At 56.1% G+C, this 22,658-nt stretch carries 25 protein-coding genes; 15 read left to right on the top strand and 10 right to left on the bottom strand.

All coding sequences use genetic code 11. The features are described from left to right. Positions 1-67 precede the first annotated feature (67 nt). The gene (locus tag FDY95_RS24385; protein WP_138082070.1) at positions 68-2,191 is read left to right on the top strand and encodes a toprim domain-containing protein; all 2,124 of its coding nucleotides are present in this window, start codon (positions 68-70) and stop codon (positions 2,189-2,191) included. Between the two features lie 28 nt (positions 2,192-2,219). On the opposite strand, the gene FDY95_RS24380 is transcribed toward FDY95_RS24385, so the two are convergent. The 4 genes from FDY95_RS24380 to FDY95_RS24365 form a co-directional block, all read right to left on the bottom strand. Next, positions 2,220-2,531 (bottom strand): hypothetical protein, encoded by a 312-nt coding sequence (locus tag FDY95_RS24380; RefSeq protein WP_138082068.1) that lies wholly within the window; start codon positions 2,529-2,531, stop codon positions 2,220-2,222. A 135-nt stretch (positions 2,532-2,666) separates the two neighbouring features. Next, positions 2,667-3,617, bottom strand: a complete 951-nt coding sequence (locus FDY95_RS24375; protein WP_138082066.1) for a toxin-antitoxin system YwqK family antitoxin — start codon at positions 3,615-3,617, stop codon at positions 2,667-2,669. 30 nt (positions 3,618-3,647) lie between these two features. Continuing rightward, the gene (locus FDY95_RS24370; protein ID WP_138082064.1) at positions 3,648-4,610 is read right to left on the bottom strand and encodes a hypothetical protein; all 963 of its coding nucleotides are present in this window, start codon (positions 4,608-4,610) and stop codon (positions 3,648-3,650) included. After that, positions 4,607-5,605 (bottom strand): hypothetical protein, encoded by a 999-nt coding sequence (locus FDY95_RS24365; protein WP_138082062.1) that lies wholly within the window; start codon positions 5,603-5,605, stop codon positions 4,607-4,609. Before FDY95_RS24365 ends, FDY95_RS24370 begins: the two co-directional genes overlap by 4 nt. A gap of 508 nt (positions 5,606-6,113) precedes the next feature. Between FDY95_RS24365 and FDY95_RS24360 the strand changes: the two genes are divergently transcribed. The 6 genes from FDY95_RS24360 (at position 6,114) to FDY95_RS24335 (ending at position 10,363) form a co-directional block, all read left to right on the top strand. Continuing rightward, complete coding sequence (locus FDY95_RS24360; RefSeq protein ID WP_138082060.1) at positions 6,114-6,386, top strand: hypothetical protein; 273 nt, start codon at positions 6,114-6,116, stop codon at positions 6,384-6,386. A 31-nt stretch (positions 6,387-6,417) separates the two neighbouring features. Beyond that, positions 6,418-7,314, top strand: coding sequence for an ArdC family protein (locus tag FDY95_RS24355; protein WP_138082058.1), 897 nt, complete (start codon positions 6,418-6,420; stop codon positions 7,312-7,314). 55 nt (positions 7,315-7,369) lie between these two features. Further along, positions 7,370-7,702: a hypothetical protein gene (locus FDY95_RS24350; protein ID WP_138082057.1), complete on the top strand. Its 333-nt coding sequence runs from the start codon at positions 7,370-7,372 to the stop codon at positions 7,700-7,702. Positions 7,703-7,786: 84 nt separating this feature from the next. Then, positions 7,787-8,155: a hypothetical protein gene (locus FDY95_RS24345; RefSeq protein WP_138082055.1), complete on the top strand. Its 369-nt coding sequence runs from the start codon at positions 7,787-7,789 to the stop codon at positions 8,153-8,155. A 40-nt stretch (positions 8,156-8,195) separates the two neighbouring features. Next, positions 8,196-9,431: a hypothetical protein gene (locus FDY95_RS24340; RefSeq protein ID WP_138082053.1), complete on the top strand. Its 1,236-nt coding sequence runs from the start codon at positions 8,196-8,198 to the stop codon at positions 9,429-9,431. Between the two features lie 257 nt (positions 9,432-9,688). Next, a complete protein-coding gene (locus FDY95_RS24335) occupies positions 9,689-10,363 on the top strand; it encodes a hypothetical protein (RefSeq protein ID WP_138082051.1) in 675 nt (224 codons plus the stop codon). 98 nt (positions 10,364-10,461) lie between these two features. Here the strand turns inward: FDY95_RS24335 and FDY95_RS24330 are convergent, their stop codons facing one another. The 5 genes from FDY95_RS24330 to FDY95_RS24310 form a co-directional block, all read right to left on the bottom strand. Then, positions 10,462-10,782 carry a PDC sensor domain-containing protein gene (locus FDY95_RS24330; RefSeq protein ID WP_138082049.1) on the bottom strand — a complete coding sequence of 107 codons (321 nt, stop codon included), beginning with the start codon at positions 10,780-10,782 and terminating at the stop codon, positions 10,462-10,464. Positions 10,783-10,827: 45 nt separating this feature from the next. Next, positions 10,828-11,136, bottom strand: a complete 309-nt coding sequence (locus tag FDY95_RS24325) for a hypothetical protein (protein WP_171025839.1) — start codon at positions 11,134-11,136, stop codon at positions 10,828-10,830. 104 nt (positions 11,137-11,240) lie between these two features. Continuing rightward, entirely contained in the window at positions 11,241-12,305 is a 1,065-nt protein-coding gene (locus tag FDY95_RS24320; protein WP_138082045.1) for a hypothetical protein, read from the bottom strand. A 382-nt stretch (positions 12,306-12,687) separates the two neighbouring features. Beyond that, the gene (locus FDY95_RS24315; RefSeq protein WP_138082043.1) at positions 12,688-13,146 is read right to left on the bottom strand and encodes a hypothetical protein; all 459 of its coding nucleotides are present in this window, start codon (positions 13,144-13,146) and stop codon (positions 12,688-12,690) included. A 170-nt stretch (positions 13,147-13,316) separates the two neighbouring features. Next, positions 13,317-14,363 carry a hypothetical protein gene (locus tag FDY95_RS24310; RefSeq protein ID WP_171025838.1) on the bottom strand — a complete coding sequence of 349 codons (1,047 nt, stop codon included), beginning with the start codon at positions 14,361-14,363 and terminating at the stop codon, positions 13,317-13,319. Positions 14,364-15,028: 665 nt separating this feature from the next. Here FDY95_RS24310 and FDY95_RS24305 point away from each other — a divergent pair. Both FDY95_RS24305 and FDY95_RS24300 read left to right on the top strand, forming a co-directional pair. Next, the gene (locus FDY95_RS24305; protein WP_138082039.1) at positions 15,029-15,346 is read left to right on the top strand and encodes a hypothetical protein; all 318 of its coding nucleotides are present in this window, start codon (positions 15,029-15,031) and stop codon (positions 15,344-15,346) included. Between the two features lie 10 nt (positions 15,347-15,356). Further along, a protein-coding gene (locus tag FDY95_RS24300; protein WP_138082037.1) for an IS3 family transposase occupies positions 15,357-16,432 on the top strand; the annotation gives its coding sequence in 2 pieces (ribosomal slippage) (positions 15,357-15,609 and positions 15,609-16,432; 1,077 coding nt in all). A 221-nt stretch (positions 16,433-16,653) separates the two neighbouring features. On the opposite strand, the gene FDY95_RS24295 is transcribed toward FDY95_RS24300, so the two are convergent. After that, on the bottom strand, positions 16,654-17,388 hold the full coding sequence (locus FDY95_RS24295) for a tetratricopeptide repeat protein (RefSeq protein ID WP_138082035.1): 735 nt from the start codon (positions 17,386-17,388) through the stop codon (positions 16,654-16,656). Between the two features lie 418 nt (positions 17,389-17,806). Here FDY95_RS24295 and FDY95_RS24290 point away from each other — a divergent pair, with 418 nt between their 5' ends. From FDY95_RS24290 to FDY95_RS24265, 6 genes are read left to right on the top strand one after another with little or no spacing between them, the layout of a single operon-like run. Beyond that, positions 17,807-18,421, top strand: a complete 615-nt coding sequence (locus FDY95_RS24290; RefSeq protein WP_138082033.1) for a TetR/AcrR family transcriptional regulator — start codon at positions 17,807-17,809, stop codon at positions 18,419-18,421. A gap of 39 nt (positions 18,422-18,460) precedes the next feature. Continuing rightward, complete coding sequence (locus tag FDY95_RS24285; protein ID WP_138082031.1) at positions 18,461-19,759, top strand: TolC family protein; 1,299 nt, start codon at positions 18,461-18,463, stop codon at positions 19,757-19,759. A 9-nt stretch (positions 19,760-19,768) separates the two neighbouring features. Then, on the top strand, positions 19,769-19,981 hold the full coding sequence (locus FDY95_RS26635) for a hypothetical protein (protein ID WP_212744951.1): 213 nt from the start codon (positions 19,769-19,771) through the stop codon (positions 19,979-19,981). Further along, positions 19,978-20,892, top strand: coding sequence for an HlyD family secretion protein (locus FDY95_RS24275; protein ID WP_138082029.1), 915 nt, complete (start codon positions 19,978-19,980; stop codon positions 20,890-20,892). Before FDY95_RS26635 ends, FDY95_RS24275 begins: the two co-directional genes overlap by 4 nt. Positions 20,893-20,907: 15 nt before the next feature. Then, positions 20,908-21,861 (top strand): ABC transporter ATP-binding protein, encoded by a 954-nt coding sequence (locus tag FDY95_RS24270; protein ID WP_138082027.1) that lies wholly within the window; start codon positions 20,908-20,910, stop codon positions 21,859-21,861. After that, entirely contained in the window at positions 21,842-22,624 is a 783-nt protein-coding gene (locus FDY95_RS24265; protein WP_138082025.1) for an ABC transporter ATP-binding protein, read from the top strand. Before FDY95_RS24270 ends, FDY95_RS24265 begins: the two co-directional genes overlap by 20 nt. Positions 22,625-22,658 lie beyond the last annotated feature (34 nt).

Below are 22,658 nucleotides of genomic sequence, written 5' to 3'. Positions count from 1 at the left end.
CCCGGAAATCCTTTTCGGGCTTCTATCATTTTAACTTATCCTCCCCACCCCACCTAATGCCCCCTGCATGGACCACGCCCTGACTTTCCAGAAGATAAAGGAGCAAGTAGAACTTCCTGAACTGCTGACTTACTACGGCTATACCCTAAAAAAAGGGGAGGACTTAGGCAAGGGCAAGTGGCACGTTTTCGAGGGGGATGATACGCTCGTCGTGTTCAAGGGACGGGGGAACGACTGGATGTACTTCAACAGTCACGACGACCGCGATAAGGGGAGCGTCATCGACTGGATGAAAAACCGGGTCAACTCGGGACGTATCGTCGGTATCGAGCAGCAGCCGGGCCGCAACGTTTGGCAGACAGTGAATGACCATTTCCGGGCTTACCTGAATTTGCCCGAGGACCAGCGTCCTAAGCTGGAATTGCCCCCCATCAGCGAAACCGCGCCCGGCGAAAAATTCCAGAGCATCTACACCAAGGACTGCCGGCCGCTGGAAAATACCACCTACCTGGAAAGCCGGGGTATTACCAAAAGCACGATAGCAAACCCGCAGTTCGCCGGTCGTATCCTGAACCAGTTCCATACCGTGCAGAAGGAGGGGATGCCGGCCAAGACTTTTGTAAATACTGCCTTCCCGGCGTACCACGAGGGCCGGGTAGTCGGGCTAGAGTTAAAGGGCGAGGGGTACAAAGGCCAGGCCCCGGAGAGCGAATTCTCCCGCTCCCTTTGGCTCAGCAAACTGCCGGAGGGCCGGCCGGCTGCCAGCATGGTAGTAACAGAGTCGGCACTTGATGCGCTTTCCTACGCGCAAATGCACCCTGCCGAAAAAGCGCTCTATGCGTCCACGGCCGGTGTACTTACTCAAAACAAGATTTTTGAGATGAAGCGCCTGCTTGGCGAGGAGCGCATCTGTACGGTAAAGGCGGCTTTTGACAACGACACCCAGGGCCACCACTACGATACGCGCTTACTCGCGGGCTTCGCCAGCGGGCAGAACCCGATGAAAGTAGTTCGCGAGCATAAGCACCTCTTAACCGTCGAAGTCACGGCTACCAACCCGGCCGGGGTCCAGGCGCTGACGAATCACTTAAAAACGTACAACGACCAGACAGCCCGTCAGTATGGTCAGCAGAGTGGTGAAACAAACACGCAGGCCGTGAGCCAGACCTTACGGGACGAGTTGATTAGCTCGACCAAACTAGGTCCCCATACCTACCAGTTTCACGTTCCGATGAACCGCGAAGCGTTGGGGGCCTTCAACCAGGGCGCGTCGCAGCACCTGGCCTTTGAGCACAAGGTTGAGATTGTTAAGAGTCAGGGCAAGGATTGGAACCAGGACTTGAAAGAGAAGCAGATGCAGCAGGTAGTAAAGCGGGAACTAGGCGCGGCTGCAGTTGATGAGGACCAATACGGTTTTGGTATGGAGTACTGGAAAAATGACCCGATGCAGGGCATAGGCAAAATCGCGGCGCAGCACCAGGCGCAGGCCGAAGCCCGTGAAAGAGGGGAGCGCCTGCTAGTGGTAGAGTTCCGCGAGAGCCGCGACCAGGTATCACAACTGCCCATATTGCAGGAAAATATAGAGAAGGCTGGGCTGAGCATTGACCACTCGATTAACCGGCCAGCTGGTGTTACCCCCGGCCAGCCCGACAAGCGCGAGATAGAAACCGAGCTAACCCTACGCTACCGATTGGATTCGCCCCACCTCCCTGCCATTAGCGCGGCCCTTGACGCGCTGGCTACAAACCCCAAGGCTACGGTCATTGAAGGGAGGGCAGAGCAGGTTGAGCGCCGGCAACTCGCCGTTGAGCAGGAAGAGTTTCGGCAACAGAAACGGGCCGAGCAGCAGCAGATACACCCAAGTGAATCGCCCAGCCATGACCAGGCCCGGCGCGTGTTTATTGACGCTGCAGCGCCGCTAGCACAGTCGCTACGCGAGAACGGCGGAGGGTTACAGGCTGCCTATTTGCAGCAGGTCAGTAAAAGCTTGCTCAGGCAGCCGGAAATTAAAGCGATGGACCAGGAGAATCTAGCCAAGGTACTCACCAAGATAGACCAGGTGCCGGCACTTAAAGATAGTCCCAGCGTAGGCCAGCTTCGCCAGGCTATGCAGGTGCTCAATACTCCGACAAAGCAAGCGCAGGCGCAGACCCAGCAGCCAGAGCGCAGACGTGGCCCCAAGCTTACATAGTAAAGTTTGGATGACCGATTTATAGCCCCTATGCAGTAGTAGCTTCATAGGCAACGACATAGTCGGCGGTATAGTCCGATGCCGTTACTTGTTGTCCAAAGCAAATGAGACGCTCCCGGAAGCATAAGCCCCACGGGGTATGCATTTGCTGCAGGAACTCACTCAGTGCTTGTTTATAGTCATTTCCTAGCTCATACTGGTTTCCGTCCTCATCGAGCACTATGCCGCGCTGCTCGTCATAGGGGAATATAATCGGATTAGCGAAGTGCCCCTGCACGAGCTGCTGGCCAGCAGCTAACCGTCGCTGCACATCGGCAAAGAAGTCCCATTCATTTTTCATCGGTGACTGGAAAAGTATTCACAAGTGACAATGTACGCTGATTTTACGCCTAGCCTAAGACTAGCTTCAGCAGTAGCTAGTACCATCTAAGGAAGCAAAGTGCCCAATATTAGCTAGGCTATTAACCGCTGAAGGCTACCTTAAGACCCCATTCGCATCAAAATAGCACCATGTCCCAACCTTCTGCCCATCTTTATAATACCCGCTTTCTGATACGAACCCGTTATAATTGAAATTTAAATATATGCCATCTAGGGTGCCATTGTAATAGCTTTCAATCTCTCTTAAGGAGCCATATGAGAACTTGCATGATTGCCCATGCTTTTGCAGTTCCTCATTGCATGATTCTACCAAGACCTTATGGCCATCCTTGTCATAGCATTCCTTGATGCTATCTCTGATTTGAGTTATCAGCTCGCCCTTCTTATTTCTTGATTCAAAGTTGTGTAAAAGCCTTGGGTAAGGAGCAAAGTCAAAGTCATTGTTTACATAGTCATACAGCTTGTCGGAGAAGTAGTGGTCAGCATATGGAATGCCATACGTATTGCCAAGGTTGCTATAACCGTCTGGTGCTAACGGGGTCGCTATAACTCTCTTTTCGAGGGCATTGGAAAAGCCCCAGGCCTGGATATCCCCCTCTTGGCAAACTTCCCCACTCCTGTAGTAACAGATGCCATTCCCAACTCGGGAATCAGGAGGGAATTCTGCTTTTATGAATGGGCTTCCGTCTTCGTAATAGCATTCATAGTGACCTCGCAACTGTCGATTAACAATCTCTCCTTTTTCACAGAGTTTGCCATCCTTGTAGTAAGTCTCAAACTCCCCTGCTATATAGTTCTTGACAGAAAATATCTGTCCGGGCGCGACCTGTATGCGTTTGCATAACTGGCCGTTTTTGTAAAACTCCTTGAAGACGTTTGTTGGTACGCCGTTTACTACTTCTTCCTCCCCATGACTTTTCTCAAAGGGCGTAGAGGCGTATGAGTTCTCAACGTATTGAGAGAATACTAGCCCAGTAAATAAATCGCCGTTATAATATATCTTCTCATCGGCCGTGGTGAGTTTGGTATAAGCAACCTTTTGCATATAAGCTAAATGGGTCCTGTAGAGGCGGGATTACAGCTTGGAAACCAATTCGGTTTCTTGAAATTGGTATTCTTCCGACTTGTCCAGTGAGTTGAGCAGAAGCATATACCCGTTGCTGGAATTGCTCCAGGCCACCAAAAGCTTGTGTGTTGCACTACCGGCCTCGTCGCCCAACTTGAACTCCTGCATCTTCATTTCCTCGTTGTATTTAATGCCGAGGACCTTATAAGACTTGTTGATGCCCGATTGGCTCTCGATATCAACTGCGTCAGCCGAAAGAGAGAAATTGAAAACCGCTGTATCATCCAACGCCATTGCTTTGCCAGGGCGTTGGTGCAGCACTCCGGTGCTCTTTAGGTTCAAGGTTTTAAAATCCTTGTCATGGATGGCAGGCTTGGTGCCCGGCGCTACGTACTTTTCCGGGTTTACCGGAATCGTTAAATTGGAAACCACTGCCTTCTTTGCAGCGGCAGCAACGGCAGCTTTTTTCTGCGCAGCTGCAAGTTCCGTAGCACTCATGTTGTACTCGGTCAGTTCAATACTGGCCATGCAGGTAGCCACAAAGACCACCTCGCCCGCACGAAAGACAACTTCCTTAACACCGACATCTTCCGCCTTCTTCTCGTGTAGCTCATCCAGGCTGAAGCTCTTGTCTACGATGGCTACGGGTGTAATCGAGTAGGTGTATTCGTTCGTGTAGGGCACTTTTTCAAATGACTTGAAGACGACGCCATAGCTCACTGCATTGGGTACGTAGCCTTTGTTGACATTGAAAACCAGGCCCGGCCGCGACAGAAATAAGCCGTTGCACATAGTGCCCGAGCGCAGAGTGCCCTCGTGAAGCTGAACTTTCGTAGGGCGGTTGCATTGCAACTTCCAGACTTTCCCAGCAGGTACCGTTCTAGGGGAGGTGGTAATGATAACTTTTTTGGTGACTTGGCCAACCGCGGTCAGGGAGCAAATCAGCAGGAAAAAGGATAGAAGTTGTTTCATCGGCGCGGCTTGGCAACTGGTGCGAATTTGCTTACTGTCAGCGTATTTGTGTTGAAGCTTTTGGCTTGTGAGTTTGACCGAACAATGAAGTTGTCCCGCAGCTCACGAACGTCAATATCATAGCCTGACGTGTTATAAGCGACCGTAAATGCAAAATCCTGATGGGTGGCTTTAAGTAGAAGTGGCTCGTTTTTCAGCAGCTCATCAATCTGAGATTGCATGGAATTGAAGCTATTCAAAGAGAGATAGGTCCTGCCCATATTCTTGGTAATCGTACCCTCAATCAAATGGGTCGCGGGCTTATCACGAGTCAGGGTGAAGGGCAGAAGAACCGGCACCGGTTTAAGGTCTCCCGTCATGGAATTCATGTCCACTTTAGCCGTTACTTTCAGCTTGACCGCTTCTAATTGGGTTTTCTGCTCCGGGGTAAGTGGTAGCTCAAACGCCAGCAGCCCGACCTCTTTGATAGAACTGCCTTGCTGCTCTTTTCGGTGAGCAATGACATTGAGCTTGTCGGGCACTTGAAGCGTACCGTTGGCATCAAAAAGGAGACTGAACATCCAGCGGTCATCCTTGGCTAAATCAGCCGTGTCCTCTACCGCAAATCGTTTGCCCTGCGTGGCGTTGAGCTTGTCCAATTTGCCATCATAGTTGATGTCATAAAACGCATAAACTGTTTCTTCCGCAGCCTTAGCTGTAGAATGTTCCTGCGGGTTCTGGATTGCCGCCGCATAAGCCTCCAGGACCACATCGGCCAGCGCCTTCATAGAAGCCTCGTCGAGATAAGGTTTCTGCTTAACCTTATCCAACTCGTAGAAGGCCGGCTCAACAGGTGGGGCGGGAGCAATGGTCTTAGGCGCACTGCTAGGCTTAGGCTTGGAATAGCTGGCAGTGCCAGTGCCTGTGCTTTTTCGGACCGGACTTGCAGAACGGGTTTGAGCACTAACACTCAGGCCCAGCACACATAAAATCAGCGTAGTAGAAATTGCTTTCATTCCAGGACATTTCGGGGGGTATAGGTAGCAAAGCTAAGACTTAGTTAAGCTTTGGCAAGCCAAGAGAAAATGGCAAACAGTAGTGCTCAACTGAGCGTGTGATGGGCACTTTTGGTACTTGGTGAATTGAGTTTTGGGCGGGTGGCCGGGCTGTCCAGGGCTGCGCTGCGCTCCGGTCCTGACGGACAGCTCCCGCTGGTCGCTCCCTTCCCATCCCTACCGCGAACCAAAGGAATAAAGCACCGAAATACTGCTGGCGCTACGCCTAACTGCGCGCATGCATTATTGCTTTCGCCCCGATGTGGGAGCAGTGCCAGGTGATTGGTTACACAACCCTGCCCGGGGGCTACCTATCTGCAATTGCAAAAACGAACAAGAGGGAAAAATACCAACACTGTGCCAGATTATTGCCAAAATAATAAGATTATTATTGCTAAAAAAGCAACGTTAATGGGGGGGGTTGCGTTTAAATAGTATAAGTAACAAGCAAACAAACAGGCTCTTACTCATGGAAACGACCGCCGCCCCCGTTCTTGCCTCCGGTTATCTGCTCATGGTGTCATCAGCCCGCCGCAACCTTCGGCAAGTCCTGAACCACCCCGCATTTACCAAGGAGCGCCGCCAGAAAGCCGAGGCCCTGATTAGCACCAGCACCGACGCGGCCCGGCTGATGAAATGGAAAGCCCTGGCCATTGCCGAAAGCGAAGCTTGGGAAGATGCCAAGCTGAAAGCAGAGCACGAGCAGCCCGGACCGCCCGCCCATCCTGAGTACAACTACTAACCCGCAACCCTCACCCCTTAGTCCCTTCGATATGAAAGCTGCAACCACCTTCGCCCCCCGCACCGACGTTCAGGAGATTATCACTAACCGCATTATTCTGGCCCTGGAAAACGATGTTACGCCGTGGAAAAAGCCGTGGAACGCGGCCCACGGAGCACCGAGAAATTACCGCAGCAAGCACGTATATACCGGCGTTAATGCCCTTTTGCTTGGGATGCTGGACTACGTGCACCCGTACTACCTGACCTATAAGCAGGCCCAGGAGTTAGGCGGGCAGGTGCGCCGAGGTGAGAAGGGCATGCCCGTCGTTTTCTGGAAGGTGAGCAAGAAGGAGGACGCCAAAGGCAAGGAGAAGAAGGTAGCTTTCCTGCAGTATTCCACCGTCTTTAATATTGCGCAGATTGACGGGGTAGCGTGGACGTTCCCCGAGTTGCCCAGCCGCGAGCACACCCCCCAGCAGGCCGCCGAGCAGATAATTGCCGGTTATGCCGGTGGCCCCCGCATTGAGCATAAAGGCAGCGAAGCGTACTACCGCACGAGCACTGACACCGTGACGATGCCCGAGGCCAGCACCTTTCACACCGCCGAGGATTTTTACCTGACCACCTTTCACGAGCTGGTCCACAGCACCGGCCACAGCAAGCGCCTTGACCGGGCGACGCTGACCGAAAAGGCTTCTTTTGGTAGCCCGACCTATGCCAAGGAAGAACTGGTAGCCGAATTGGGGGCCGCGTTTCTGAGCAACACGGCAGGGCTCGACCTGAGCGTGACCGAGAACAACACCGCCGCCTATATAGAAAGCTGGTTGCAGGCCCTACGCAACGATAAGACGTTGATTATATCGGCCGCCAGCCAAGCACAGAAAGCCCTTAACCACATTCTAGGGATTGTGCCCAGCTACGAAGCCAGCGAGGCCGACAGCGAGTAGGGGAGGGGCCAACGGGCCGGCCGGGTGGTTCCGGCCGGCCCAGGGCCGCGACAAAATGAAAATTCCTTTCCCATTACAGGAGGGGCTTTTTTGGGCATATCCAGCCTCAATATCAACAAGAGGGGAAAATGCCAACAATGTGCCAAATATTGCTAAAATAATAAGATTATTATTGCTAAAAAGGCAACTTAAAAAGGCGCTCTTGCGTTTAATATGTATAAGCAACGAACAAATAACCAGCCATTTAGTCATGTTTTACGACGCTTTTGAACTAGCCCCCGGCGAAGTCCCCGCAGACCGCTATGACCCCGCCGACGAGCAGCCGCAGCAGTCTCCCAGCGCAGCCGCTGACGAGCTGACCGAGTGGGATACTAACCCTTGGTTTTAGTACAGTCTACCTCTTACCAAAAGCAGCCCTGCCATGAAAAGCACCAATCTATATCGCCCCGCTAGACGCATTCTCGCCGCCCGTTTGGCTGTCATTCGTGCCGCCAGTGCCGCCAAAGCTCAAGCCCGTGAAGATGCTTGGCAGGCCCGCCAGGATGCACAAGCGCAACTGACCAACCCCGTGCCCGAGTTCGAGGCCGCGCCCCGCTTAACCATGCTCCCCGGGGGCCTGCATTGGTCGAACCAAGCCCCGGTGCCCGCCATCGGAGCTACGGTAACGGTGAACCGCGACGGACACCAGGAGCGGGCCGAGGTGAAGGGATATACCCACGCAGCTGGCTTTTTGGGCCTAGTCACCGAAACCACCCACCACGCCAAGACCGCCAGCCGCAGGAAGCGCAGCACCCCCCGCGCCGGAGTGGTATTCGGCAGCCAGTTGGCCCTTGCCGCTTAGCCCCCGGCTCATCTTTTCACTACTCCCTTTTTCCTTCGATATGATAACCCCCGCCCCCGCCACGAAACAGCCCGAAATCAGCCCGCTTGTGTGGGCCGGCGACCCCGAGCAGTGCCCGAAATGGATTGGCTACCCTAGCCGCTTGTGCTTGCCCCAACTCATTATCTGGTCAGGTGCAGGTACAGTGCCCGCCATTGGGGAGCGCGTTCATATCTACATGAACAGCTTCGGGCCGGCCACCGTGCGCGCCTATTTTCACGCCGATGGCTATATGGGCGTAATATGTGAGCCGGACGAAATGCCCGAATGGTACAAAAAACAGGCCCCGGGCGTAACGTTAGGCCACTTTTTTGGCAAGGAGTTGGAACCCCGGACACCCGGCCCAGCCGCCCCGGCCCAAGTGCTCGAAGTGGTAGAGATTATCTCGCAGGAGTACCGGGTTATTCCGGCCCCGCTTTACTACCGCAACCTTCACACTGGCCGCATTACGGTGGTGTACGGCGGGCTGGCCGACTACTATGGCTTCTATGATGTGGAGGCATTCACCGGCAGCAACAGCCAGGACCCGGCCCAGCTTGCCGACCCGGCCAACTGGCAGTTCATGCCCGAGCACCATTACCTAGAGGTTCACGAGGACAGCCACGAGCGCAAGGGGCCGCAGATTTTCGCCCTTCGCGCCGGCACGGCTGACCAGGTAGACTACCTGACTACGCAGTTTCCCGGCCCGTTCCGCATCCCAGGCGAAGACACGGATACATTCAGCCAGTACGACACGCTGAGCGCACTTGCCGAGGCTATGAAGGAGCAGGGCGAGCAGTACCGGGGCCGCATCGCGGAGAAAAGCGAGTGGCGTACGTGGGTAGCGTTTGAGGAAGAAGCCCACGGCAGTGGAGAGTGCCCGTGGGAGCGCGTACAGCTCGATTTGGGCCAAATGCCGCTTGATTCCTACGCCTACATTTCGGGCCGTCGGGCCACAACTGAGGAAGGCGAGGGAAACGGGTGGGTTACACTTTGGCAGCAGTCCAGCGGCCAGTATTACGTCGAAACGGAGCCCCGTTTACACTACGGCCCCAATTACCCGACCCTGACTCCGCTAACGCTGGCCCAGGTGCAGGAGCAGTACGCTTTCGACTTCATCCCCAACGGCCAGGAGCCCGCCCCAACTGAGCAAGGCGATTGGATTCCTGAGTACCCGCCCCAGGGTGACGAACTAGCCGACGACAACCAGGACAGCACCGAGTACCCGGAGCATCCGGCAGACGAGCAGCGCGACTAAGGCATGCTCCCGGTTTTTCGCGTCCACGTCCACCGGCAGGGTAGCCGGTGGGCGTGGGAGTTGCGCCAAGGCCGAGGTCTCGCAGCCACGACGCGAACTGGCGCAACAGCCACCCGCGGCGAAGCGATGCGCGCCGCCCTTAGCCCCGCAGCCTTACAGGCCGTGGTGCAGCAGCCTTACCAGCACCAGCAGGCAGCCTAACTCTCTAGCTCAGCAGACCATTACCCAGACCATTTTCTCCCTTTTGTTAATCCGTTATGGCTTATCCCACCCCCCAGGAAATAGCGGCCAAGGCCGCTAAGAAAGGTTTTCGCGTTGGTGCCTACGTTCACATGAGTACCCGCACCGCCGACACGGCCGCGCCCATCCGGGAATTTTCCAGCATCAACGGCCAGGTGCAGGCCGTTTGGATGGGCGGCGCTTGCCGCAATTTGCTTGGCGAGTTGCGCCTGAGCGTGCAGCACCGCTTGCCGTATCAGTTCCCGGCCGGCTATGAGTTCCTTACCAACCCGCAACTCGTGGCCGAAGCTACCCGCCAAGCCGGCCGCACTACGGCCCCCGGCACCTACACCGCGGCCAGGGTAAAAGGCTACGGCACCGAGGCGCTGGATACGTGGGTAACCACCGACCCCGACCCAGAGCGCGAAGGTGCGGTTTACTTGAGTCTTAAGCCCCAGCCCGCGCCGGAACCCTTCGCTGAACTGAGCCCGAATATGGAATTTTTGTTAGCGGGCCAGCTTGTAACCGTCGCCGACGTGGCTCACTGGCTAGATGCCGACTCCAAGGAGGCCAGGAAGCTGTTTAAGGAAATGCAGCGAATCCACGGCCCTCAACCTACGATGCTGCACTTAGGCTTGTTCAGCTGCGCTACTGAGCTAGCTCCGATGGTGGGTAGCGTGATGCTGGCCAGGAAGCAGCCCCAGGTCAAGTAGCCCCCGCCCGCCTAAGTACCAAACAAAGCGTCCTAGTCAGCTGACCGGGACGCTTTTGCTTTTCAAATTGGCGGCCGCGAACAAGAGGAAAATTGCCGCTATACAGTTGACGGATTTACACCAGCAGGCACACCTTGGCCTTTTGCTTGAACGGAAACGTGGCCCCGGTTGCCATGAAACCCAGGCACTGAAACGGTCCCGGTTAAGCGCCAGTTCGAGTTGCTGAACTGTAAGGTGTAAGTCACGCCGGGTATACCAAAAGCAGAGACGCCTATTCCCATCTGCTCCATTTTAGCTGACCAGGTGAAATTGTTGGCTGCGTCCCGCTGCAAGACTATCAGTGCATTTTTATCGTGAATCAGGATGTTCCCCTGTGCGTCCATTATGCGGGCTTCGCCGCAGAGTCGTTTTGTTCCCATAGTGTAAGTTGGGCTATGATGTTGGATGCTTACGGAGCAAAGAGCCTACTGCTGTCCCTCATGCATGGGCCGTAGTAGTTCAAGCATCTTCATTGCTAAGGCATTAAAGTCGTTCTTACACCTCATCGAGGCGGTGATGGTTACCGTACTCTCGTCGCTTAGTTCGACCTTGTGGCTTCCCTTCGGCTCGGTTACAAACTGCTTGCCCTCGGTTAGCGAAAAGCTAGCTAGCGCGAGCCACCCGTTGAAGTTAATCAACCGCTCAGCTGTGGAAAGGTCGATGGTACCAACAAGGCGTAGCTCCCGGAGCCGCAGCTTGGCTAATTGGTCCCAATCGTAAAGATTGACTTCCATGGGCGTATTCATGGAACGGGGCATATCCCGTAAGTCGTATGTAAAGCTGAGTGCTTGCGGTTCCATCTAAGAGCGTGAGGTGGTCCAGTGCCAGGTATTAAAGCTTACAGGTTATCCCAGAACTCTTGGCTCTGTTGGTCCATATCTAGGTCGTCATTATAGTGTTCATTGTTGTCAATATCACCACCCCAGTCCCCATCATCGTCATCTTGGTAGTCTTGGTCATAGTTAATTGAACTCACGGGGGTGCCGTATGCTGCTGGTTCGTTGAATAAACGAGCACACCCACCCATGATGAAAACGAAATCCTGAAAGTCCTTTAGATGTTCACTGTTGCTGTATATGTCCGACCTGAAATCGTATTTATATCGGATGAAGGCATCATTGCCAGTTGAGCGTAACGATTCATCAAAACTTCTATAAGAGTTTGGCTGACGGGCGCCTTTTACTTCTTTGAACAGGGACCAAAAAGTAAAATTCAAGGAATAGAAAGAGCTATCATTAAACTGGCTCGCAAGAGTATTAGGCTTGCCAAGCACCTTTTCGGTTGGGACAGCTATTCCGCGCTTTACGACTGCGTAGTCGTGCAGATGTTCCCACGCACATACACTTGACGGGCTACTTAAGCACGCCTGATATAAGCCGTAGAGACCACTACTCGAATCATGCTCCCGTAGCAGCGACGCTCTGTATAAAGCCGGGGTGTTGACCTTTGACTTAAATGACAAGTCAAAGTGGGCAATAGCCTCTGGTCGCTGTCCTAAGTGCGATAAAACCCTGCCTTTAAAGTAGTACCCAAGGTGATTTATCCGATAGGATAAGTACTCATCAATATGCTTAAGTGACTGAGTTAACAAGTCCATGTCCTTGCCGCCTCCGTCCTCGCCGAGTGATATATAGAATAAGGCAAATGAAAGACAAAAGTGAAATTCTGGCTCTTCCATTTCGAGCGAAGCAAGTTGAATCACTGCCTCTCTCTGGTCATAGGTATCCGTGAACCAACTGCCCCTAGGGCAGTCACAGGTTATCAAATCGTATCCGTCGCTGATGTAGCTAAAAGCTGCCGCAAAGTTGCTTTTCAGGATGAAAGAACAGCCTTTGTGAAGCATCTGCTTCCCTAATTGTTCAACATTAGAAAGGACAATGTCTTTCCTGGTATCGTATTGCATAAATCAAAAAAAGCGAACAAAATGATGCCGTTACAGCGGCTTTTAAGCCAACCTGCCCAGCGATAGGTCTTGGTTAAAAGTTTGGTCCAAAGGCTGCATTTGCCAATATAACAATGTTAACTGACTGCCGTCCTGTCTGCCTGCAGCTGCTGAATTTGAGCGCGCAGGGCATCATTTTCGGCATGTAGCGAATCGCGCATTACAGATGATGATGGGTTTGACGACAGAGCCACCGGCGTTGGAGGCGCCCGTAAGATAAGAACTGCGTTACCGCGGCTTATTACACCACTAGCGTACTCCCTCTCAACAGCAGCAAACCAGTTTATTATATAGCTATGATTCTCATGGCTCTTTCCTAGTGGTAACAAGCTTTTAGCCAAGGCTACTTAGGGCCGAGCAAGCCAGGGAAATCTATCATTTTCTCCCTTGCTTCTCGCACAAAGTCTTCTACTTCGTACACTCGCTCAATCCCGTCAGCTTCGGTCATGGTGAAGCCATCACAATACGCCACTATTTTTTGGCAGGCATCTGCGTAATGGCCACCTGAAATGTGCTCGTTCCGAAGGATGCGCTCTGTCAACGCATAAGTCATCGTGAACTTATCAAATGGAACCGCTTCCATCGGGTCAGTGCTCCATATCAGCCCACTGGCAATAGTGAGGCCGATTCCATCGAGGGAAGACAGTCCATCAAGCAGAAAGTCATAATTGTCGCCCCACTTTCTGAAGCAACTCTCAATATGGGGCAAGATGCTGATACAATGCTGCTTGTGCAAACTGCTGGCGTGCATAGCAGGCCAAAGGTCATCGAAGAGCCGGTGGATGTCATTCGGGTATATCATACCGGCGAAAATAGCCGCATCAAACAATGCTGCAACTCAAGTTTTGGCTGACACCAATTTAGATGAGTTCTCCGAGCAGGGTACATACGCGCCCTATACTTTCCAAATTGCTACCCTGAATAATCAGGCTTTGTTAAACAAACTGGGCAAAACCTCCGAATGTTGAGGTATTAAACATGGTGCAACCAGGCACGGCCCGGGGTCCCAGCGCCATCTCCCGATGAGGCCAAGAGTAAGCGGCCAGTGGCCACAAAGCGAATGCGCCCGGGCTGCTCGTGCGGAGCCAGCGTTTGCCAATGGCCTCCGGGAAAGGGAGTGCGGTTGCGCAGGTCTACTTCGGGGCATTCGGCTTCAGCGCCGGGCAAGGAAGCAGGTGGGGCTGGAAACGCCCGCAAATCGACGTACAGCAGCGCTCCCCCGCAAGCCAGCACCAACTGATGGTCCTGCAGGGCTAGGTCAAACGGACGTTCATCCAGGGACGGCGACTCACCGGCTAGTTCCTGGTCCCAGATTTCAGTGCGGGACTGTTCAAACGCCAACACTACCACCGGGGCCCAGTCCCCTCGCCGCAGCACCGAGATGTAGACGCCCACCCCGCCCTCCCCGACGCTGGTAGAAAGCAAGGCGACGTAGCCGGCGCTCATTTGGCCTTTTACAATGTGTTCGTACACCCGACTGAAAGGCAGCTCCACCACCTGCGGGTCTGCAGGCAGGCCGCCATCCGACGGCCAGGGATAAACGAACAGGTACTTGGGGAAGACAATGTTGTCGACCAGGACTAGGTTCTGGTCATCGACTAGTACATCGTCAATCGCCTTGCCCGGCTCGCAGGGACCGGGCAGTACCAGCGGCTCCCATCGGGGCTGCTCTTCGCGCAAGTCCAGCCGCCCACCTGTCGCGCCGGCACGGACTGCTGACCGGCGGGGCCAAGCGAAAGCTCCGCCCACATAGAGATAAGGCCCGTGCAGGGCCAGGGCGCACACCTTCAGGTGGGGCGGCAAGACCAAATCGGGTAGGCGAATCAACGAGCCATCCTGTTTCAAACGGGCCCTGAATACCCTGGCCCGCGTCGCCCGGGCCGGCAACAGTCCCGCCACATAACTCGCGCTGATAGTAACTGGTTGGGCAAAGGCAAACCCGAGCCGCGCCCCGTATTCAATCCCATCACCCACCAGGTAGCCCAACCGGGCCCGGCCTGATGGGTCAGCTGCTGGCATTAGGAAAGGTGATGCACGCATAAGAAGCGAAATGAGGAGGGCCGAGGTGTGCTCCTCGTGGAAGACAGCCAAACGTTTAGAATCCGGTTGGTAAAGCTATTCTTCTTTCCCCATTGGTGACGGAACTGCTACAGAGACCTGAAAAGCTCCCCGGCTCGTCTCCCTCATCACGCAGTAAAGAGCGATGACATTTTAGCCAATTTTCAATAAGTGCTTCTGCAGGCTGGAAAGCCCCTTTTTAAAGGGGTTTTTTTCTGTCCTTTTTAAAAAGGGCTTCGAGTTGGAAGTTTGAACGATGGGAATTAGCCACATAACAGACCTCGCTGCTTTCTATAGGTGGAGCCACCTTAACCGTGCCCCTTATCCGTCCTGTTCCCATCCCCAGCAAGGGTTCCTCCCCACGCCTGCGCAAGCTCTTTGTGGTGACCGTGCGCGCACGGCTCCCCCTCCTTTTTTCTCCATCAGCTGTGATAACCTGCCCACGTTCCGAAGCCCAATTTTTCAGAAAAGCGCCTCTACGGGCTGGAATCGAGGCATTGCACCTTGTCCTATTATTTACAAACCCGGAATTCGTGCTTTGTGGCGCTTGCTAGTCTTGCACCGCCGCTTCAGTATCGGCGGTTTTGCCCGCCATTCTCCCCCGCCACTAAATCAACCAGAACTTTATGAATACGCCTACTGCTGCTCGTCCCTCCAGACTTCCCAACCCCGCACCGACCGGCCTGTGGAAAGTGCTCGCCATTATCGCGGAGCGCCTTCCTCAAAAACACCTGCTCTTGTTCACCGTCATCGTGTGTGTCTCGGGTCTGGGGTTCGCGGCCATTGCCTGCTTCGGGGTTAGCCAAATAGCGAGCAAGCCGGCGACTGCACTGGCTGGTTTCATCAAGCAACACAGCGTCGAAAAGTCTGCCAATGCCCCATTGTACGCTTCCCTAAATAGGGAGCCAGTTGTGAGTAGAGAAAAGCGTATTTTCACTACTTGACAACCGAGACATGAAAAAGGGACGATTCAGCGAGGCCCAAATTGTGGCCATTCTGCAACAGCAAGCCAGCGGGCAAACCGTCGCGCAGATTGTGCGCGAGCACGGCTTGAGCGAGGCGACATTTTATGCGTGGAAAAGCAAATACGCCGGTGCCAGTGTGGCGGAGCTCAGCCGGCTCAAACACTTGGAAGACGAGAATCGAAAGCTCAAGCAGATGTTCGCCGACTTAAGCCTAGAGAATCAGGCCATCAAGGAGATACTGCGAAAAAAGTGAGTAGCCCTGCGGCGCGGCGCCAGGCAGCGCAGGGCTTAGTGGGTAAAGGCTGGAGTCAGCGGCGGGCGTGTACCCTGGTCGGGCTCTCGCGGGGCAGCTATCATGGGGTGGCACGGGGACGTAACGATGAGCCCGTCGAGCAGGCGTTGCGGGCGTTAACGGTGCGGCATCCGGGCTGGGGATTCTGGAAACTGCACCATCGTTTACGCAAAAATGGACTGGTTATCAATCACAAGCGCACGCTACGTATTTATCGGGCTATGGCGCTGAACTTGCCCCGTCGCCTGAAAAAGCGCGTGCCGGTTCGCCTCAAGCAGCCCTTGGCGGTGCCGGCAGCGGCCAACGTGTGCTGGTCACTCGACTTTACCAGCGATGTGCTGACGGACGGGCGACGCTTCCGCACCTTGAACGTACTCGACGATTACAACCGTGAACTGCTGGGCGTTGAAATCGATTTTTCGTTGCCGGCCACCCGGGTGGTGCAGGTGCTGACGCGCCTGGTCGAGTATTATGGCCGCCCCGCCCAGCTGCGCACCGATAACGGCCCCGAATTTATCAGCACTCGTCTTAGCGAGTGGTGTGAGGCGCAGGGTATTGTCCTGCATTGGATTCAGCCCGGCAAGCCAACGCAAAACGCCTATATCGAACGCTTCAACGGCTCGTTTCGCCGCGAACTGCTCGACGCCCACCTCTTTCGTTCGCTGGCCCACGTGCGCCAACTCGTGGACGAGTGGATGCTCGATTACAACACCCAACGGCCGCACCAAGCCTTGAATTTTATGACCCCATTCGAATTTAAACAAGCTGCTTAACCTCTGCTTATTACTGGTTTACCGAATGGGGAAGCGTACACCATAGCACGGCCTCAAAAAGGTGTTGTTAAACAAATAGGGGTACACTTCGAGGTCAACGGCTAGTGATTCGCCCGGCTTTGCAGACAGCGGCCGCCACGCTGGCCACGCTCTTGCCCTTCGCTGTGCTCTCCTACCGACACCTGAACTTGCACGGAGAGTTTGACCCACCTGCGCTAGCGTTAATGTTTGTTACAGTAGGATTTTATAGCTTCGTAAGCTTCAGCATACCCATGTTCACCAGCCTTTGACCAGTTGGCACATGCTGATTCTTTATACTTGAGATGATAATCAGCAAGTCCTTTAAGGTAGTAAAAATATCCGCTGTCCCCCTGCGGGATTTGTTGCAAAGGGACCTTGTTTAAAAGCACCTTGGCATCAAGGTTCTCCCCTAAAGAGAGTTTGCAAGACGCTGATACTGTTAAGAGAAAATAGTCTGACACAGAAGTGATTTGCCGTTCGGTGATTAACAAGGCTCTCGAAAAATCTGATAAGGCACCCCGGTAATCTTCAAGTTCCCTTTTACATAGACCTCTGTGCCAAAGAACGTCTCTTTTATTCTTACTCGAATCGACCTGCATAGTATAGTACTTAATTGCTTCTGGATACTTATTCACTTTACTGTATGTGTCAGCTATATAATCCAGCAGTCTCAAATTGGGTCTCCCATAGCTTAAGCGCACGGCATTCTCAAAGTCAACCAATGCGTTCTTAAAATCCTCATTTGCAAAGCGCAGTCTCCCACGTAGTTCATAACTTTCGGTGTCCGGTACTTTAGTAACTAGTGACGTGGCTACACTGTCAGCAGTTTTTTCAAAGAGGGGAATTTCGCTGCTGCCATAAAATGGCCGGTTAGTATAGTGATTTTCAAGTATATAACGTTGATAAAAAGGCTCGTTAACGCGCCTTAGTGCCATAAGGTAATGTTTGGAAACTTTGGTTTTAGGTTTATACCTGGCCTTGGTTAAAAGTTTGGTACAAAAGTTAAACGAGCAGCTCGGTTTGGAGCTCTTATTGGAAGGCGATGAGCGTATCGAAGCCAACGAATAAGGCGTCTTTGGTCCCGCTTTCGCTTGCCCGGCCACGGCCGATTAGCTGGGGCGGCTAGGTGGACCTCGTTGGCGTTACTAAGGTTCTCGCTACAACCAGTCGAAATCATGTGTTGAGATGCTTCACCGCCTCGATGTGAACGAGCCCCTGTTAGTCTAATACCCTTCACTGCCAAGTCCCTTCGGCAGTTTGCCTCCTATATCAGTTCAAGTAGATTTGGTTTGGTAAAATTTTTTCCCTTATACTTGCATCATCTTAACCAAACGGTCAATCCATCTGGTCAACATGACTGAGCAGCCCACCAAGCTTTCCACCGAAGAGCAAATCCTCGAAGCGGCTCAGGCCGTGTTCCTGGAGAAAGGCCTGGCGGGCGCGCGCATGCAGGAAATTGCCGACCGGGCCGGCATCAACAAAGCCCTGCTGCACTACTACTTCCGCAGCAAGGAGAAACTCTCGGCGCTGATAATTGAACGGGCCATCAGCGTGATTCTGCCGCGCGTGATGGCTGTGCTGGACACTGACCTGGAATTGTTTGACAAAATCCGGCTCGTGGTCGATACCTACCTCACTTTTGTGAGCCGGAACAGCTTCCTGCCACTATTCATCGTGAACGAAGTGAATCGCAATCCCCACTTCTTCTTCCGGGCCGTGGTGGAAAAGGAGCGCACGCACCTCGACAAATTCCGCCGCCAAGTTGATGAAGCCGTGGCACAGGGCCGCATTCACCCCATCAGCTCCGCGCAGCTGTTCATGAACGTCATGTCGCTGGTCATCTTTCCCTTCCTGGGCAAGCCCATCATCCAGGCAGGACTGGGGCTGAGCGAGGAAGACTTTAAGCGGGAGATGGAAAACCGCCGCACCGAGGTAGCCGAATTCGTGATTCGGGCAATCCGGGCCTGATATTTTTTTGCCCACTCATTAACCAAGCAGTTAAATCACATGGATAAGAGAAAAAAGCCATTACTGCTGTTGCTGGTACTGCTCAGCCGCGCCGCGCTAGGGCAACCCGCTGCGCCGCCCCCGGCTGCCGCCGCCCTGACGCTGAACCAGTGCTACGAGCTGGCCGAAGCCCACGCCCCGCTGCGGCGCCAGGTGGCCCTAAATGAGGCCCAGGCCGCCAACAACCGGTCGCGACTAGCCGCGCAGGGGTACCGGCCGCAGTTGGCCGTCAACGGCCAGGCCTCTTACCAGAGCGAAGTGACCAAAATCCCATTGGAAGTGCCGGGCATCAGCATCCCCACTATCTCCAAAGACCAGTACCGCCTGACGCTCGACGCCACCCAGACCCTGTTCGACGGGGGCGTCACCCGCCGCCAGCAGGAACTGGAAACGTTGAATGGCCAGGTGAGCAACCAGCAGGTGGCCGTGGGCCTGTACCGGCTGCGCGAGCAGGTGAACGGCCTCTATTTCGGCGCGCTGCTCACCGACGAGAACACCCGCTTGCGCCAGGGGCTGCGCGCCGACTTGCTGCAGCGCCGCAAAACCTTGCTGGCCCGCCGGGAGGGCGGCGTGGCCACCGGCCAGGACGTGGCCCGCCTCGACGCCGAGGTGCTGAACCTCGACCAGCTGTTGCGCGAGCTGACTGTCACGCGGGCCGGTCTGTTGCGCCAGCTGGGGGAGTTGCTGGGCCAACCCTTGCCCCCCGATACCCAGCTGGAACCCCCGGCTGCGTTGCCGACCGCCAGCGCAAGGCCGGAGCTGCTGCTGTATGCCCAACAAAAAGCCTTGCTCACGGGCCAGCAGAAACTGGCCGACGCCCGGCTGGCTCCGCGCCTGAGTTTGTTCGGCCAGGTGGGCTACGGCCGGCCCACGCTGGATTTTCTGCGCAATGATTTTCACGGCTATGGCATTGCCGGGGTGCGCCTGAACTGGAATCTGAATAACTACTACACCCGCCGCCAGGACCGCGAGGCCCTCCGCCTCGGGCAGGAAGCCGTGGCCGTGCAGCAGGACGCCTTTGAGCAAATCCAGCGCGTGGCCCGGGCCGGCCAGCAAACCGCCATTGACCGCTACCAGGCCCTGCTTGAAACCGACACGCAGCTGATTGGCCTGCGCCAGAAAATCCAGGCCACGGCCGCCGTGCAGCTCGACCACGGCATCATCGGCTTCGGCGACTACTTCACCGAAGCCAACAACCTCACCCTGGCCCGGCTCAGCGAGCAGCTGCACCGCCTGCAGCTGCTCCAGGCCCAGGTCGATTATCAAACCACCGGGAGCGCCTCGTCACTCTCCCAGTAACGCCTACTCATGGAAGTTATCATCGGCCTGCTGTGGCCCTTATGGCTTATGCCCATCATCACCGGTTACATGGCCACCAGCCACGGCCGCTCCTTTTGGCGCTGGTTTGGCATTGGCTTCGCGCTGCCTTACCTCTCCCTATTCCTCATTACCTACGTGGTGTACCGCGACCAGCGCCGGGCCCGCACCGAGAACCCCAACTCTAATCCTGATTTGCCATGAACGCTCCCTTTAGCTTTGCCGGCGGCAAGAACCCCGGTTTGCTGCTGGCCCTGGCCCTGCTGGCGGCCTGCCAGCCCGAAGCGCCGCGCTTCGACGCCTCCGGTAATTTCGAAACCACTGAATATGTAGTGGCGGCCCAGGCCCAGGGGCAGCTGCTGCGCCTGGGCGTAGCCGAAGGCGACGAGCTGCCCGCCGGCCGCGAAGTGGGCGTCATCGACACCACCCAGCTCTACCTGCGCAAGCGCCAGCTGCAGGCCAGTCAGCAGGCTGTGCGCCAGCAAACGCCCAACGTGGCCGCGCAGGTAGGGGCCCTGGAGCAGCAGGTGGCCAACCTGCAGCGCGAGCGCAAACGGGTAGTGAGCCTGGTGAAAGCCGACGCCGTGCCGGCCAAGCAACTCGACGACCTCGACTACCAAATCGCCGTGGCCCGCCAGCAAGTGGCCGCCCAGCGCTCGGCCCTGGGTACGCAGGCCAGCGGCACCGCCGCCCAGGCGGCCCCGCTCCGGGAGCAGGTGCGACAGGTGAGCGACCAGCTGCGCCAAAGCCGGGTGGTAAACCCCGTGGCCGGCACCGTGCTCACGGTGTACGTCGAGCCCAGCGAGGTGGTGAACTACGGCCAGCCGCTCTACAAAATCGGGGACACGAAAACCCTGATTCTGCGGGCCTACGTGGCCGGCGACCAGCTCACCCGCGTCAAGCTGCGGCAAGCGGTGAAGGTATTGGTGGATGCGCCCGGGGACCAGCGCCGGGAATACGCCGGCCGGGTGCAGTGGATTGCCAGCAAGGCGGAGTTCACGCCCAAGGTGATTCAAACCAAGGAAGACCGGGTGAACCTGGTGTACGCCCTGAAAGTCGCCGTGCCCAACGACGGCAGCCTCAAAATCGGCATGCCCGCCGATGTGCTGTTTTAACCCCCCGCCGACCCTATGCCCGCCGTTGAACTTTTGAACATCAGCAAATCGTACGGCACCACCCCCGCCGTGCGCGACATAAGCCTGGCCGTGGAAGCGGGCGAGCTGTTCGGGCTCATCGGGCCCGATGGGGCGGGCAAAACTACGCTCTTCCGCATCCTGACCACGCTGCTGCTGGCCGATGCCGGCACGGCCACCGTAGCCGGTCACGACGTGGTGCGCGACTTCCGCGCCATCCGCAACGTGGTGGGCTATATGCCGGGCAAGTTCTCGCTCTACCCCGACCTGACGGTGCAGGAGAACCTGGAATTTTTCGCCGCCGTGTTCCGCACCACCGTAGCCGAAAACTACGAGTTGGTCAAAGACATTTACGAGCAATTGGCTCCGTTCAAAAACCGCCGGTCCGGGGCCCTGTCCGGGGGCATGAAGCAGAAGCTGGCCTTGTGCTGCGCGCTCATTCACAAGCCCCAGGTGCTGCTGCTCGACGAGCCCACCACGGGCGTCGACGCCGTCTCGCGGCAGGAGTTCTGGCACATGCTCGGCACGCTCAAGGCCCGGGGCATTACCATCGTCGTCTCCACGCCCTACATGGACGAAGCCGCCCTGTGCGAGCGGGTGGCGCTGCTGCAGGAAGGCCAGGTGCTGCGCATCGACACGCCGGCGGCCCTGCGCGCGGCTTACCCCTGGCCGCTGTACGCGGTGCGGGCTGCCCGCATGCACCCGCTGCTGCAGGACCTGCGCGCCTACCCGGCCGCGCACAGCTGCTACGCCTTCGGCGAAGCGGCCCACCTCAGCCTCCGCCAGCCGGCCCCGGATGCGGCCGCCCGGCTCACGGCCTACCTCACGGGCCACGGCCACACCGGGGTGGTGGTCGAGCCCGTCGAGGCCACCATCGAAGACACGTTTATGGACTTACTCGCCCAACGGCAGCCTTCCCCTAACTCCGCTCATGACCAACCCGCCCAATAACGCCGCCGCGGGCAGGGCTTCGGCGGCCGGCCCCGTCATCACCTGCCAGCAGCTCACCAAGCGCTTCGGCGACTTCGTGGCCGTGAATGGCATCAGCTTCGAGGTGGCCGCTGGCGAGATTTTCGGCTTCCTCGGGGCCAACGGGGCGGGCAAAACCACGGCCATGCGCATGCTCTGCGGCCTGCTGGGGCCCACGGAGGGCGCGGCCACGGTGGCCGGGTGCGACGTGTTCCGCGAGCCCGAGCGCATCAAGCAGCACATCGGCTACATGAGCCAGAAGTTCTCGCTTTACGAAGACCTCACGGTGCGCGAAAACATCCGCTTCTACGGCGGGGTGTACGGGCTGAAAACGGCCGCCATCCGCGAGAAAACCACGGCCCTGCTCCAGCGCCTGGGCCTGGCAGCCGAGCGCGACACGCTGGTGGGCAGCCTGCCGCTGGGCTGGAAGCAGAAGCTGGCCTTTTCGGTGGCCCTGCTCCACGAGCCGGCCGTCATCTTCCTCGACGAGCCCACTGGCGGCGTTGACCCCATCACCCGGCGCCAGTTCTGGGACCTCATCTACGAGGCCGCCGCGCGGGGCGTGACCATTTTCATTACCACCCACTACATGGACGAGGCCGAGTACTGCGACCGGGTCAGCATCATGGTCGACGGCCGGATTGACGCCCTGGATACCCCGGCCGGCCTTAAGCGGCAGTTCGGCGTGGCCTCGATGGACGAGGTGTTCCTGCACCTGGCGCGGGGCGCGAAGAACGTGGAGTAGAGGCCGCAGCCAGGCGGATGAAGGAGTAGGAACG

The sequence above is a fragment of the Hymenobacter jeollabukensis genome, assembly GCF_005771675.1.
GTDB classification, from domain to species: domain Bacteria; phylum Bacteroidota; class Bacteroidia; order Cytophagales; family Hymenobacteraceae; genus Solirubrum; species Solirubrum jeollabukense.
Note: the sequence above shows the minus strand (reverse complement) of the source record. Positions and strands in the feature narration are given on the sequence as shown.

Bases quoted from the DNA above. Each gene is read 5' to 3' on its own strand.
- FDY95_RS24315 (WP_138082043.1), bottom strand. From the start codon at position 13,146: ATGATATACCCGAATGACATCCACCGGCTCTTCGATGACCTTTGGCCT.
- FDY95_RS24335 (WP_138082051.1), top strand. From the start codon at position 9,689: ATGGCTTATCCCACCCCCCAGGAAATAGCGGCCAAGGCCGCTAAGAAA.
- FDY95_RS24275 (WP_138082029.1), top strand. From the start codon at position 19,978: ATGAACGCTCCCTTTAGCTTTGCCGGCGGCAAGAACCCCGGTTTGCTG.
- FDY95_RS24340 (WP_138082053.1), top strand. From the start codon at position 8,196: ATGATAACCCCCGCCCCCGCCACGAAACAGCCCGAAATCAGCCCGCTT.
- FDY95_RS24370 (WP_138082064.1), bottom strand. From the start codon at position 4,610: ATGAAACAACTTCTATCCTTTTTCCTGCTGATTTGCTCCCTGACCGCG.
- FDY95_RS24330 (WP_138082049.1), bottom strand. From the start codon at position 10,782: ATGGGAACAAAACGACTCTGCGGCGAAGCCCGCATAATGGACGCACAG.
- FDY95_RS24295 (WP_138082035.1), bottom strand. From the start codon at position 17,388: ATGGCACTAAGGCGCGTTAACGAGCCTTTTTATCAACGTTATATACTT.
- FDY95_RS24350 (WP_138082057.1), top strand. From the start codon at position 7,370: ATGAAAATTCCTTTCCCATTACAGGAGGGGCTTTTTTGGGCATATCCA.
- FDY95_RS24290 (WP_138082033.1), top strand. From the start codon at position 17,807: ATGACTGAGCAGCCCACCAAGCTTTCCACCGAAGAGCAAATCCTCGAA.
- FDY95_RS24320 (WP_138082045.1), bottom strand. From the start codon at position 12,305: ATGCAATACGATACCAGGAAAGACATTGTCCTTTCTAATGTTGAACAA.
- FDY95_RS24285 (WP_138082031.1), top strand. From the start codon at position 18,461: ATGGATAAGAGAAAAAAGCCATTACTGCTGTTGCTGGTACTGCTCAGC.
- FDY95_RS24265 (WP_138082025.1), top strand. From the start codon at position 21,842: ATGACCAACCCGCCCAATAACGCCGCCGCGGGCAGGGCTTCGGCGGCC.
- FDY95_RS24380 (WP_138082068.1), bottom strand. From the start codon at position 2,531: ATGAAAAATGAATGGGACTTCTTTGCCGATGTGCAGCGACGGTTAGCT.
- FDY95_RS24310 (WP_171025838.1), bottom strand. From the start codon at position 14,363: ATGCCAGCAGCTGACCCATCAGGCCGGGCCCGGTTGGGCTACCTGGTG.
- FDY95_RS24365 (WP_138082062.1), bottom strand. From the start codon at position 5,605: ATGAAAGCAATTTCTACTACGCTGATTTTATGTGTGCTGGGCCTGAGT.
- FDY95_RS24375 (WP_138082066.1), bottom strand. From the start codon at position 3,617: ATGCAAAAGGTTGCTTATACCAAACTCACCACGGCCGATGAGAAGATA.
- FDY95_RS24385 (WP_138082070.1), top strand. From the start codon at position 68: ATGGACCACGCCCTGACTTTCCAGAAGATAAAGGAGCAAGTAGAACTT.
- FDY95_RS24270 (WP_138082027.1), top strand. From the start codon at position 20,908: ATGCCCGCCGTTGAACTTTTGAACATCAGCAAATCGTACGGCACCACC.
- FDY95_RS26635 (WP_212744951.1), top strand. From the start codon at position 19,769: ATGGAAGTTATCATCGGCCTGCTGTGGCCCTTATGGCTTATGCCCATC.
- FDY95_RS24305 (WP_138082039.1), top strand. From the start codon at position 15,029: ATGAATACGCCTACTGCTGCTCGTCCCTCCAGACTTCCCAACCCCGCA.
- FDY95_RS24360 (WP_138082060.1), top strand. From the start codon at position 6,114: ATGGAAACGACCGCCGCCCCCGTTCTTGCCTCCGGTTATCTGCTCATG.
- FDY95_RS24325 (WP_171025839.1), bottom strand. From the start codon at position 11,136: ATGGAAGTCAATCTTTACGATTGGGACCAATTAGCCAAGCTGCGGCTC.
- FDY95_RS24355 (WP_138082058.1), top strand. From the start codon at position 6,418: ATGAAAGCTGCAACCACCTTCGCCCCCCGCACCGACGTTCAGGAGATT.